The organism is Delftia tsuruhatensis NBRC 16741 (assembly GCF_001571325.1).
GTDB classification, from domain to species: Bacteria; Pseudomonadota; Gammaproteobacteria; order Burkholderiales; family Burkholderiaceae_C; genus Comamonas; species Comamonas tsuruhatensis.
The window spans coordinates 1-12,707 of the sequence record NZ_BCTO01000030.1; the positions used below are offsets into that span (position 1 = coordinate 1).

11 protein-coding genes are annotated in these 12,707 nt (G+C 63.1%); 8 read left to right on the plus strand and 3 right to left on the minus strand.

Features of this window, described 5'->3' with window-relative positions:
* Positions 1-541: 541 nt before the first annotated feature.
* From DTS01S_RS31055 to DTS01S_RS15220, 3 genes are all read left to right on the plus strand, one after another.
* Complete coding sequence (locus tag DTS01S_RS31055; protein ID WP_254788013.1) at positions 542-2,611, plus strand: IPTL-CTERM sorting domain-containing protein; 2,070 nt, start codon at positions 542-544, stop codon at positions 2,609-2,611.
* A 284-nt stretch (positions 2,612-2,895) separates the two neighbouring features.
* The gene (locus DTS01S_RS15215; protein WP_254788015.1) at positions 2,896-4,437 is read left to right on the plus strand and encodes a tyrosinase family protein; all 1,542 of its coding nucleotides are present in this window, start codon (positions 2,896-2,898) and stop codon (positions 4,435-4,437) included.
* 9 nt (positions 4,438-4,446) lie between these two features.
* Positions 4,447-5,205: a copper chaperone gene (locus tag DTS01S_RS15220; RefSeq protein WP_016447904.1), complete on the plus strand. Its 759-nt coding sequence runs from the start codon at positions 4,447-4,449 to the stop codon at positions 5,203-5,205.
* 19 nt (positions 5,206-5,224) lie between these two features.
* Here the strand turns inward: DTS01S_RS15220 and DTS01S_RS15225 are convergent, their stop codons facing one another.
* A complete protein-coding gene (locus DTS01S_RS15225; RefSeq protein ID WP_254788017.1) occupies positions 5,225-5,797 on the minus strand; it encodes a helix-turn-helix domain-containing protein in 573 nt (190 codons plus the stop codon).
* Positions 5,798-5,902: 105 nt separating this feature from the next.
* Between DTS01S_RS15225 and DTS01S_RS15230 the strand changes: the two genes are divergently transcribed.
* The gene (locus DTS01S_RS15230; protein ID WP_017405443.1) at positions 5,903-6,571 is read left to right on the plus strand and encodes a hypothetical protein; all 669 of its coding nucleotides are present in this window, start codon (positions 5,903-5,905) and stop codon (positions 6,569-6,571) included.
* 12 nt (positions 6,572-6,583) lie between these two features.
* On the opposite strand, the gene DTS01S_RS15235 is transcribed toward DTS01S_RS15230, so the two are convergent.
* Positions 6,584-7,921, minus strand: a complete 1,338-nt coding sequence (locus tag DTS01S_RS15235) for a methyl-accepting chemotaxis protein (protein WP_017405442.1) — start codon at positions 7,919-7,921, stop codon at positions 6,584-6,586.
* An 813-nt stretch (positions 7,922-8,734) separates the two neighbouring features.
* Here DTS01S_RS15235 and DTS01S_RS31220 point away from each other — a divergent pair.
* The 3 genes from DTS01S_RS31220 (at position 8,735) to DTS01S_RS15250 (ending at position 10,054) form a co-directional block, all read left to right on the plus strand.
* Complete coding sequence (locus DTS01S_RS31220; RefSeq protein WP_017405441.1) at positions 8,735-9,073, plus strand: hypothetical protein; 339 nt, start codon at positions 8,735-8,737, stop codon at positions 9,071-9,073.
* Positions 9,074-9,182: 109 nt separating this feature from the next.
* On the plus strand, positions 9,183-9,806 hold the full coding sequence (yfcF, locus tag DTS01S_RS15245) for a glutathione transferase (protein ID WP_061288094.1): 624 nt from the start codon (positions 9,183-9,185) through the stop codon (positions 9,804-9,806).
* A 23-nt stretch (positions 9,807-9,829) separates the two neighbouring features.
* Entirely contained in the window at positions 9,830-10,054 is a 225-nt protein-coding gene (locus tag DTS01S_RS15250; protein ID WP_026062392.1) for a hypothetical protein, read from the plus strand.
* 33 nt (positions 10,055-10,087) lie between these two features.
* On the opposite strand, the gene DTS01S_RS15255 is transcribed toward DTS01S_RS15250, so the two are convergent.
* A complete protein-coding gene (locus DTS01S_RS15255) occupies positions 10,088-10,621 on the minus strand; it encodes a DUF2939 domain-containing protein (protein ID WP_017405438.1) in 534 nt (177 codons plus the stop codon).
* A gap of 442 nt (positions 10,622-11,063) precedes the next feature.
* Here DTS01S_RS15255 and DTS01S_RS15260 point away from each other — a divergent pair, with 442 nt between their 5' ends.
* Positions 11,064-12,671, plus strand: coding sequence for a methyl-accepting chemotaxis protein (locus DTS01S_RS15260; protein WP_016447912.1), 1,608 nt, complete (start codon positions 11,064-11,066; stop codon positions 12,669-12,671).
* Positions 12,672-12,707 lie beyond the last annotated feature (36 nt).

A 12,707-nucleotide genomic window follows, 5' to 3' on the forward strand; every position in this document is an offset into this window, starting at 1 on the left:
ACCGGCAGCAGCCCAGAGCTTCCCTCCCTTCGACTCCACAGAGGTCACCAGCCGAGGCTTCGGTCTCGTTCGCGCCTGATCTAGGGCAGTCACTCTGCACGGCTGGCTGATTTTGGATGCGCTCAGCCCCACGGCCAGGGGCGCCCTCGATGCGACGTTAGGACACAGCCCGCAAGGCTGCATGGTGATTCAGCGCCAGCCTTTCGCCGGAAGTTCTGTGTGCTCCTGCAGGCCTCGCTTCGCCGCTGGGCAGCGCGGGCGCGCCCCGAAAAAACTAAAGATCAGTGGCGGAAGAACTAATGTGTAGTGGCGTTCCGCAACTCTCTCCTACCCCAGCACCCCCTGATGACGCGCCTGGCAACGCGATCTGCTCAGACTTGCTCAGATTCAGAATGTTTCTTTTTGTTCTAATTTGTAGCAAAAGTCTCACTATGAGACCAAGGCCCAAACCTCCGGTCCAAGCAAGTCTTCTTTCCAGCCTCCCCAATCCTCAAGGCGTGCATTGCAAGCTTTCAGGGTTTTTCCTCAAAGGTGTCCACACATGATTCAGCGCCGTTCTTTGCAGCACGTCCTCGCCGCCGCTTCGCTCTCACTCATTGCCTGTGCCGTAAGCGCCGCCGATTACGCCTACATTCCCAATTCAGGCAGCAGAACAATTTCGGTCATCAATACCGCGACTGGCGAACTTTCCACCACATTAAGTCCAGCAAGCATGGACGCAACGTTAAATAATAACATCTACACTCTTGCATTGCGACCAGGCGCCAACAATGAGTCGTGGTTCGGGCAATATCTATCAAACAACAAACTAGGCGTCATTGACACGACAAACAACACACTGAAGACAGTAATCAATGGTACTGGAGGCTCTGTAGCCATAACTTTTTCTTTAAATGGCACAATAGCTTATGTCAGTGACTACTCCGGTCAAAAGCTGCATGTCATTGACGCCACCACAAAACAGATAACGAACAGCCTGAGCACCGGATGCCAGACCATCGCCTCTGCACTAAGCGCTGATGGCGCATCGCTTTACGTACGGTGCGATTCTGGGGTAATCCAAAAACTGGACACAGCAACTAACACGTTGTCCACGCTCCCAAATACCACCACTAATGGTTATGGGTTAGCTTATGACCCCACAGGCAGCGGAAAGCTTTACGCTTCCAACAATTCAGCCCCAATTGTTTATCTGCTTAACTTATCGGATAATTCGGTTACTCAGATACCAATAACTGGACTTCAAGGTGCCGCTAGTAAAGTCGCAGTACGCAAAAATGGCAGCAAGCTGTATGTCGGAGGAGGAAATAATGTACTCCACATTGTTGACACTGCTAACACCTCAACGCAAACCTCGATCACACTGAACGGTCCAGCATCTACCATTACAGGGCTTGGTATCTCGGCAAACGATGCGGCGTTGTATGCCATTACATCGAATGGCACAGTCCATGTCATTGATGTCGCCACCGATACGGAAACCAAGACGATATCTGCCGCAGCCGGCGCCTCTTCTTTCTGGATCTGGGGTGACTTCCTCGGCAACGTCGTCGCCAGTGCCACGCCGGGTGGACCCTCGGTGGCATCGATTGCCCCGCAGGGCACACCATCAGCCAGCGCCACAAGCATCAATTTCGCAGTGACCTTCAGCGAAGCGGTCAACGGAGTGGATGGCACCGATTTCGCGCTGACCACTACAGGCACCGCCACCGGCACGATGGGCACGCCATCCAGTGCCGACAACGGCATCACATGGACTGTACCCGTCACTGCCATCAGCGGCACGGGCAGCCTGCGCCTGGACCTCAACAGCAGCGGCACCGGCATCGAGAGCACCGCAGCAGCCAAGCCCATTGCAGGGGGCTTCGCGACAGGAACCGTGCACAACGTTGATGTACAGGTGCCAGTCGCTGGCGCTTGTGGCACGGCGGCGGGCCAAGCCACGGCACTGGCCCCTGCAGCGGGCCTGTGCAGCGCGGGCACGGCTACGGCGATCTCCAGCGCCAGTGGCAAATACACCTGGCAGTGCCAGGGCTTGAACGGCGGCAGCGCCAACAGCTGCGAAGCCCCCTGGTCCACCGCTGGAGGCAGCAAGGCAATGGTCGCACTGCAGACAGCCAACGGTTGGCAGGTGAGCAACGCCAGCTTCAGCACCACGCCACCCGCGACCGCTCCGCAAGGCGTGACTTTCCCCTCTGGACTGCTCTCGCTGAATCTCAGCAGCGGCAACCTGGGCAGCGATGCAACCGTCACCCTGAACTTCAGCACACCGGTGCCTGCAGGCGCGGTATACATGAAGTACGGCCCCAGCCCTGATGGTTTCAACTGCCAAGGCGCAGCATGTGCTCAACCACACTGGTACCAACTGCCTGCCAACCGTGCTGTGCTGGCATCGGACCGGCTGAGCGCCACGTTGACGCTGACCGACGGCGGGCTCGGCGACAACGACGGCATAGCCAACCAATCCATCCAGGATCCGGGAGGCTTTGCACTGCTGGCAGCACCCGCCAGCACTGCGGCGATTCCCACCCTGTCTGAATGGGGCATCATCGCGCTGTCGTCCCTTCTGGCCATGTTCGGCATCGCAAGAATGCGCCGCCGCCAGGGCTGAAAACAAAAGCCACCTTCGGGTGGCTTTTTTCATTTCACCGGCCGCGAAACGAGCAACCGGGCTTACCGCTCTCTGCCGTCCCTCAATGCATTTCCTTGATAGCTCCATGGCAAGAACCCAGAACCCGGCTCCAACACAAAAAATCGTCACCGTCAGCTGACTCAATGCCTACCATGGATCAATACTGGAAATCCTCAATTCAATCCCATTGAGATGATCGCAATGTGGATGCGATCTCAATATCAATTGAAATGCCCTACCCGACACAATAAAAAAACAATTCCTTGCAAAATAAAATCCGCCTTCATACACTCCAGTCTCCAACTTTCATGGAGGAGAACGCAATGACTGGAATTCGTCGTGATGTCAATCAAGGTGGAACTATCTGGAATGAAACGCTGATCTGGTATTCCAAGGCCGTGGGGCACCTTTACTCTCTTCCCATTACGGACAGGACCAGCTGGAGATATCTTGCCGCCATTCATGGCATCAACAAGAGCGGCTGGATCAGTGCCGGCGTGCTTTCGGCCAAGGACCCTTTGCCACCCACATCCGAAACCGAGGAGATGTGGGACCAATGCCAGCATGGCACCTGGTACTTTCTTCCCTGGCATCGCGGCTATCTCGCCGCATTCGAAGCCATTGTGGCGAAGACCGTCAAGGAGCTTGGCGGTCCTGCGGACTGGGCGCTTCCCTATTGGAACTACCTGAATTCCAGCAATCAGGCCGCACGCAACATACCCCAGGCTTTCCTGGAAGAGAAATTGCCGGATGGTTCTCCCAATTTCCTGGCCAAGGCCAGGCGCAATGGGTCAAAGCGCCTGGGACCAACGCCTGACATTCCCCGTGATATCACGCTGGGTTGCCAGGACTACCACCGCTTCACCAGCGCTCCCGGCACCTTGGAATACGGCGGTGGCATCACCGCCTTTTCCCATGACGGCAGCGACACTGGCGCCATTGAATCCAATCCGCACAATCTGGTTCACATCATGGTCGGCGGACTGCAGGAGCCCTATGGATTCATGTCAGACCCCGACTATGCCGCCCTGGACCCGATTTTCTGGGTGCACCATTGCAATGTGGACCGGCTTTGGGCCGCCTGGCTGACCCAGCCCGGCAACATCCAGGACAACAGCGCCGCCTGGAGCAACGGACCTGCCGGCCGCGGCTTCGTCATGCCGGACACCGAAGGAAAGCTGGCCTCCTATGATCCGGGTGAAACCCTGCCTGGCGGTGCGCTGGCCCCTGACTATGACAATCTGACCAGCGGCACGGGCGCCACCACGCTGACGGCCAGCACGGCAGGCCTCACACCGCAGGAGATCGACATGCCCGCAGAATTCTCGACGGTCCCGCCGCCCGCGCCGCGTGTACTGGGCTCCAATGCGGAGCGGGTCATCGTGGGCCGCACGCCGCGGCTGACCACCGTATCGATCGCGGACCCCGGTGCCGCAAAGGTCGAGTTGCTGCAGGCAGGCGCCGCGCTGCCGCGGCCACAGCGCTACTTTCTTCACCTGGAAGGCATTCGCGGCAATGCGCCCAGCGGCGTGCTGACGGTCTCCATCGGCTCGCCCGGGGCGGCGGCGCGGCATGCAGACACCGTCGCCCTGTTCGGATTGGCCAAGGCCTCGGCCAGCGACGGACCGCATGGAGGCAACGGACTGGGCGCCACCATCGACATCACCGATGCCACGCAGGCCATCCTGGACGCAGGCGGCAGTCTGGACCAGTTGAACGTGGCCATCGAACAGCCCGAAGCCGACCCCGGGCGCGAAATCACCGTGGACCGCGTGAGCGTGGTCGCACAGGACGCCACCCGCTAAGGCCCGCGTATGGACGCGCTGCTGAGAGACCTGCGGACCGCTCCCGCGCCAGCACTGATGGCCGTGTCGGGGGCAGGCTTCATCAGCCTGGCCATCAGCCCGCCTGCCACGCCCGGCCTGTCGCTGTGCGGCTCGCTGTCCTCGGTCACGCTGGCCGACCTGTCGCCGCTGGTGCTGGACGGGCACACGCTCGGCATCCTCGGTGTGGCATGGCTGGCCATGGTTCTGGCCATGATGCCGCTGCTGGCACTGCGGCAGGTGCGCCACGCCATGCGATCGAGCGTGGCCCGCCGGCGCCTGCTGGCGGCGGGCCTGCTGCTTGCGGGCTATGCGCTGGTGTGGATGGCGGCCGGCCTGGTCATGGTGCCGCTTGCCGCCCTCTTGCACGCAGCCGCGCATCCCGCGCTCATTCTTGCCTGCATTGCCGTGGCGGTCCTGTGGAGTTCATCGCCCGCAGGAACGCGCGCCCACAATGCCTGCCACAGGCTGTACCCCGTGGCCGCCAGCGGCCCCACGGCCAACCGGGACAGCCTGCAGCACGGACTGCGAACCGGCGTGGCATGCGCCACGGCATGCTGGCCGTGGATGCTGGCGCCCTTCGCCTTTCCCGCGGCCTGGCACCTGCCGGCCATGGCTGTTGCTGCCGTTTTGCTCTTTGTGGAGCGCACAGGCCCATCGCTGCGGCCCGCCTGGCGCCTGCCCTATGTCCTGCGGCGCCTTCTGCACGGCAAGCCGCGCACGTCGCTGGGCCGGGCGACAAGACACTGAACCTTGTGGAGGGTGAGCCTCACCCCCGCCCGGCCAGCTCCGCCACCCCTCGCACCAGCGCACGCCCGGCGTCCGTCGCCTTGCCGTAATGCGCCAGCAGTGCCTGTACATCGGCGTCGGGCGCATGGGAGCGCAGGGACAGCAGCACGTAGCAGATATCGACGCCGGCAAGGTGCAATTGCTGCAGCGCCGTGGCGTCGGGGACGAGGGCGCCGGACTCGAATTGCTGCAGGACCTGTTTGGCTTGGCCGGCCTTGCGGGCGAGTTCGGCTTCGCTGAGGTTCAGGCGCTGGCGCTCCTGCTGCAGGCGGGCCGCGAGGGTGGGTTCGGGGCGCTCATGCTGGATGGCGTTCGGGTCAAACGAGCGGAGGCCGGTCAGCACAAAGGAAATGTCCAGGCCATGCGCAGAAATCCGTGCAAGAAACTCGGCGCTGACGGTTGCCACGTCACGCTCCCAGTCCTGATAAGTGCGCATTTTGGTGCCGCCCAGCTTGGCCATGTCCGCTTGAGACAGGCCGAGACGCTCGCGCTCCTGACGAAGGCGTTCACCAAAAATTACACGGATTTCTGCATTCATCTTGTTGACGACCACGGATTTCCGTGCAATAGCGATGTACCTTGTAGACCTTGACTCCAAATACTACCTGACCCCTCAGGCGGCTCCTTTGCGCGCCTGTACGTTGCACGAAGGAGGTCCATGAAGCACTCCGCCGCCAAACCGTCGCGCAAGAAGCTCGCTGCGGCGTACCGCGCGCTGTTTCAGCAGGCGGCTGAAGCGCTCCGGCCGGCCGCGATGACCGCCGAAGACCACCGGCACGGCGTCGAATCCGACCGCCTGCTGCGCATTGCCAGCGGTGTGGCCCGCAGTGCCGCGCAGGCCGACTCATCGCAGGACCTGCAGGACCCGCAGAACATGGCCTTTGACGTGGCGGCCTGCATCAACGCGGCGCGCCTGGTGCCCGGCCATGCGGAATCCGCCCCGCGCTCCGGCCTGCTGGCCGAGGCGGCGCTGGCGCTCTCACAGATCTCTGAAACGCCGGCGGACCACATCGTTTTTCCCCGTGACACGCTGGCCAGGCTGCAGGCGGAGAGCGTTGCCGATCCCGCGCCCGCACAGTGGCGCGAGCTGGCCCGCCAGGCCAACTACGAGGCCCAGCAGCTGGCACAGGCGCTGATGCAGATGGGCCATCGCCAGGACACGGAGACCCATGTCGTGGCGCACGGCATGGCGGCGCGCATTGCGCAGCTGACGGAGATCGTTTTCGTGGCCGCCGCCCTGCATGGCGAGCACCGTGATGGCTGGGGCGCGCCGGTCCTGCGCGACGTGCGCCATATCTTTGAAGGCGGCATGGGCCGCCTGGGATGAGCGGGGCGCGGCTCAGCTCTGGACGACGACGTTCTCCAGCCTCAGCACGGCTTCGCGCACCTCGCCCAGGCGCGTGTCCTGCGCCTGCGAGGCCTGGATGATGGTGTCCATGATGTCGCTGGCATTCACGGCAGCCGCGCGCATCTGCTTCATCATGTCGCCGGATTCATTCACACGCTCGAAGCCCAGCTGCACGCTGGCCGCAGACGCGCCGATGACGGATTTGACCTCCCTGGCCGCCTCGGCGCAGCGCTGGGCCAGGCTGCGCACTTCGCCGGCCACGACACCGAACCCGCGCCCCTGCTCGCCCGCACGCGCGGCTTCGACGGCGGCGTTGAGCGCCAGCAGATTGGTCTGGAAGGCAATGCCATCGATCAGGCCCACCATCTCGCCGATGCGACGGGAGTTGCTGGAGATGCTGGACATGGCGTCGACCGCGCTGTCCAGGGCCACGTCGCCGCGCTGGGCAATGCGCGTCACGTCCCGCGCCTGGGCATGCGCGTCATGCGCCTGGGCAGCGCTGTCGCGCACCAATTGCTGCAGTTGCTCGAAAGCCGATTGCACCAGGCGCGTGGCCTCGTAGCGCTGCGTGATGTCGGTGGCGTACTTCACCACCTTGAAGGGCTGGCCGGACTGGTTGAGCACGGGGCTGTAGTTGGCCTCGATCCAGACATCGTTGCCCAGGCGCCCTATGCGCCGGAACTGGCCCCGGTAGTGCTTGCCCTGCGACAGGTGCGCCCAGAAGGCCGCGTACTCGGCCGAGCTGCGCTCCTGCGGGGCCACGAATATGCTGTGGTGCCGGCCGACCAGCTCGTCTTCGGATGCATAGCCCATGGCCTGCAGAAAATTGCGGTTGCAGCGCAGGATGCTGCCGTCCAGACCGAACTCGATCACGGCCTGGGCCCTGCCTACCGCCGCCAGCTGGCTGCTGGCTTCGGCATCGCGCAGCACTTCGGCCGAGATATCCATGGCGTACTTGACGACCCGCAGCACCTGTCCACGGCTGTCGAGCACGGGGCTGTAGTTGGCCTGCAGCCAGACCTCACGTCCCTGGTGGTCGATGCGCCGGCACCGGCCCACAAAGGCCTGCCCGCGCGCAAGCCGTGCCCAGAAGTCCCGATAGTCCCTGGCCTGCGCATCCGCCGGATCCAGGAAGATGCGGTGGTGCTGCCCGCGCAGCTCGTCCAGCTCATAGCCCATGAGGTCCAGAAACTGCGCGTTGGCGAAGAGGATGTGGCCCTGGGGATCGAGCTCGAGGACGGCCTGGGTGCTGTACAAGGCCTTCAGTTGGGAGCTTGGGGAATCGGAACGCAGGCCGAGCCTGGACAGGATGGAGCGGATGCCGCGCATGGAAGCCCTTGTTATTCAGCGCTGAATGGGTGATTGGCGCCCGACAATGGGCTGGTCTGGCAACGATTGTATCTGTTTGCTATTTTCTGCACTCTTCGCATTGACGTGCACTTTCTGTCAGAAAATGCCTACAGAATTAAAAAAATTGCCCTTCAATTCACAATTGTTTGCATTTTCTCAAGGCATCCAATTCCCTTTTTCCACCCAAGTCTTTCAAGCAGCAAGAAACACATGTAACTAATTGATATAGAGTTCGCAGCATTCCGTCGCTTGGCGGTGTCCTCTGTCTTGTGTGCTTGAAAAATGTCTTGTGGCGTTCGGGTGATCGATTTGACTTCCAGCCTGGGCGGCCGCGCCCTGGCCAAGCTGGGCGTGGCCTACGCCCCCGGCAAGCCGCGGGTTGCCGTGAGGCTGGCGGACTCGGAAAGCGCCCCTGTCATCGACTGGGGCGGACCTCCGGGGAGGGATGAGCCGCTGTGCGAGCCCTCGGCGCCGGGCGCCCTGGTACTACTGATCGGACCCGGCGCCGTGCATCAGGCCAGGGAATTGTTTCAGAGAGCATTGAATGAGGCCGTGCGTTGCGTACGCATTTTTATGATGCCAAGCGCCATCATGGAAGAAATAGCGCTCAAGCAAATGCGGATGCCGCACCATGAATCCATTCAGCTTTACCGATTACCCGACAGCAGTTCAGAAACACTTTGGTTTGTTCTGATCGAAGAGCTGCAAAAGCTCTCAGCCCGATTTTCATCCGGTGACAACACCGATTCCAGAAAAAGAGAAGTTTCAATGTCAAGCAATCTGTCCCAATCCATGCAATCCATTATTTCCATCGAAGGCGCCATGGCGGCGGCCCTTGTGGACCATCAAAGCGGGATGTGCCTGGCCCAGGCCGGCAGCGGCGTGGATCTGGAGCTTGCTGCGGCAGGCAATACCCAGGTGGTGCGGGCCAAGCTCAAGACCATGGAGTCGCTGGGACTGCGCAAGGGCATTGAAGATATTCTGATCACCCTGGGCGACCAATACCATTTGATCCGCCTCATCCCCAACAGCCCCGGGCTGTTTCTCTACCTGGTGCTGGACAAGGCCCGTGGCAACCTCGCCTTGGCCCGCTACAAGCTGACGGATATCGAGCGGTCGCTGAAGGTGTGATCCTGGGACTGCGGGGTTTGGGCCGAGGCATGGCCGGCCCGGCCATCCGGCTGCCCACTCGGCTACCATCGGTGCCCCCATCCCCATGCAGTTTCCCTGGAAGGCCCTCATGCTGCTGTACGCCGATTCGCAATTCACCTCTCCCTATGCCCTGTCCGTGTTCGTGTCGCTGAAGGTCAAGGGGATTGACTTCGAGCTGCGCACGCTGGACCTTTCGGTGGGACAGAACACCGGGGCGGACTATGTGGCGGCATCGCTCACGGCACGGGTGCCCACGCTGGTGGACGGCGATTTCAGCCTGTCGGAGTCGTCGGCGATTTCCGAGTATCTGCAAGAGCGCTTTGGCGGCGCCCGGCTCTATCCCGAGGATGCGCAGGCGCGCGCCCGTGTGCGCCAGGTCCAGGCCTGGCTGCGCAGCGATCTGATGGCCTTGCGCTCGGAGCGCAGCACCGAGGTGGTGTTCTACCGCCCCACGCCCACGCCGCTGTCGGATGCGGGCCAAGCGGCGGCGCGCAAGCTGTTTTCGGTGGCCGGAGCCTTCATCCGCTCGGAGGGCGACCACATCGCCGGCCCGTGGTCGATTGCCGATGTGGACCTGGCGCTGATGCTCAACCGCCTGGTGCTCAACGGCGACGCCGTGCCTGCGCTGCTGGCCGCCTATGCGCGCCGGCAGTGGCAGCACCCCGCCGTCCAGCAGTGGCTGGCCCTGCCGCGCCCGCCGCTGGCAGGCTGAGCCCCCCGGGATATTGGCAAGCCATGGACAGTCTTCTCTACATGGGCGTGCGGATCACGCCAGCATCACTGCCCAGCGATGTCACGCCCGGCGCCTGGCTGCCCCGCGCCACGCTGCTGGAGGTGGCCAGCGGCAAGGCCCTGGGAGCAGTCACCGAAGACCAGGGCTGCGACACGCGGCAGGAGGCCGATGCCCGTGCGCTGCGGCTGGGCAAGCGCCATGTGATGAAGGTACTGCACCAGGGATAAAGCGCCGGGGCGAAGGCCGCAGGCCCGCCCCTGTCAATCCATTTTCACGGCCACCAGCTTCCATCCCATCAGGCCTTCGCGCCTGAAGACGAAGCCGCCCGGCTCGCCGCGCGGGTGCACGAAGACCTTGGACCAGCCCTGGTACTCCACGGAGTAGTCCTTGCGCGGCGGCCCGCCCTGGGTGTCCACGCCCACGCCTGCGGCGGCCACGTCCGTGGGTTTGCCGGGCTTGCCTTTTTCCAGCATGAGCATGACGCCGTCGGGCGAGACCAGCGCCTCGGTGAACTGGCTGACCAGGCCCTGGGCCAGTTGCTGGCCAAAGCCGGCCAGGGGGTTGGAGGCTCTGTCGCCCGAGCCGCCCATCTGGGATTGCAGCCTGGCCATCATCTGGCCCTTGATGCTTTCGCGCAGCGCAGGGAAGTCCACGTAGCCGGAAAGGGCCTGGGCGTCGCGGCGCTCCACGGCCTTGCCGATCTGGTGCAGGGCGATATAGGGCGATGCATAGAGCAGTCCGGCCGCAGCCACGCAGAGGGCGGCCAGCGCACCGGCCAGTGTTTTGGGTTTCATGGATCTCTTTCGTGAAAGCGTGCCAGCGGCCACGCGCAAACGCGGATTCTAGGCGGGCCCGTCCGGCGCGCGGCGCCGGCCAGGGACGGCCCCGGGCACAGGCCGTCTCTTCCTGCCGCAGCAATGGGCAGAGAACCCCTATCAGGCCAGGGCGAATACCTGAAAAGCTGGTATTGCCTGCTCCATCCGATTCATACTATAGTTTGTAACAAATAGTTTACAAACCAATACAACATGGATCGCCATTGGCCACGCAGGCCATCGGCAAGCCAGCATCGCCGTTTCCGGGTGCCTGTGAGCCTTTGTGCAGACCGGGCATTTACCGTGAATGAAATCTCATTTTCACGACCGAGTTCTTTTTGCGAGAGATGTGAGCCATCACGGGGCGGCCTGACAACGCGAGTACCCACCAACCATCCGCAATGCATGCAAAGGACGCAGTATGAATAATTTCAAGTTATCGACTCGCCTGACCGCCTTGATTGGTTTTCTCTCACTGCTCATGATCGTGATCGGCGCTTTCGGGCTTTATGGAATCAGCGAGTCCAACCGCCGATTCAAGGTGGTCTATGAAGAGCGCCTGGTCGCACTGGGCGATCTGCTGGAAGTGCAGCGCCTGCTGCTGCGCAACCGCAATGCGGTCTCGGGCGCCATTGCCGTGCACCTGCCCGAATACACGCAGCAAAAGCAGCAGGAGATACAGACCAACATCAACGACGTGAACAAGGCCTGGGCCTCGTTCCGCCAGACCCGGATGACAGAGGAAGAGGCGCAGCTGGCCGACCGCTTCGAGGCCGTGCGCGCGCTGTTCCTGCAGGGCTTTCTGAAGCCGGCCCAGCAGGCGCTGCTGTCCGGTGACCTGGAGCTGGCCCGGCAGCTGCTGATCGACAAGGACGAGGCGCTGTACGCGCCGCTGCGTGATGTGATCGTGCAGCTGACCGCGCTGCAGACCCGCGTCGCCAAGGAGGAATACGAGGCCGCGCAATCGCTGTACCAGGTGATTTTTGCGGTGGCCGTGGGCTCCATCATCGGGGGCGTGCTGCTGGGAGTGCTGCTGGGCTGGTCCATCATCCGCAACATGGCGCGGTCGCTGCGACAGGCCATCCATACGGCCGATGCCGTGGCGGCGGGAGACCTGACGCGGCACATCGATGTGCGCGGCAAGGACGAGGTGTCCATGCTGCTGCGCGCACTGCAGACCATGCAGGAGGGGCTGCGCGGCGTGGTGCGCCAGGTGCACCAGGGATCGGTCAGCGTGGCGGCGGCCAGCGGGCAGATCGCGCAGGCCAACCAGGACCTGTCCTCGCGCACCGAAAGCCAGGCCAGCGCGCTGCAGCAGACGGCAGCCTCCATGGAGCAGCTCAGCTCCACCGTGCGCCAGAACGCCGACAACGCGCAGATGGCCAACCAGCTGGCCCTGGGCGCCTCCACCGTGGCCGAGCAGGGCGGCGAAGTCGTGCGGCAGGTGGTCGATACCATGCGCGGCATCAGCGAATCGAGCCGGCAGATCGCCGACATCATCAACGTGATCGATGGCATTGCCTTCCAGACCAACATCCTGGCGTTGAACGCGGCCGTGGAAGCGGCACGCGCCGGCGAACAGGGCCGAGGCTTTGCCGTGGTGGCCACCGAGGTGCGCGGCCTGGCCAGCCGCAGTGCCGAGGCCGCCAAGCAGATCAAGCAGCTCATCACCGACAGCACCAGCCGCGTGCACAACGGCAGCGCGCTGGCCGACCAGGCCGGCACGACCATGGCCGAGGTGGTGGACGCCATACGCCGCGTGACGGACCTGATGGGCGAGATCAGCGCCGCCAGTTCCGAGCAAAGCTCGGGCGTGGCCCAGATCGGCCAGGCGGTCACGCAGATGGACCAGGCCACCCAGCAGAACTCGGCACTGGTGGAGGAGATGGCCGCCGCGGCCTCCAGCCTGCGCGGCCAGGCCGGCGATCTGGTGCGCACGGTGGGCGCCTTCAAGCTGGAGGCGGCAAGCGGCCATCAGCATGCCGCCGTGGAGCTGCAGCGCAGGCAGCCCATGCTGGCAGCAGGCTGAGACGGAAAGAAACAAGAGCGAAGAGCGCGCGCGAGA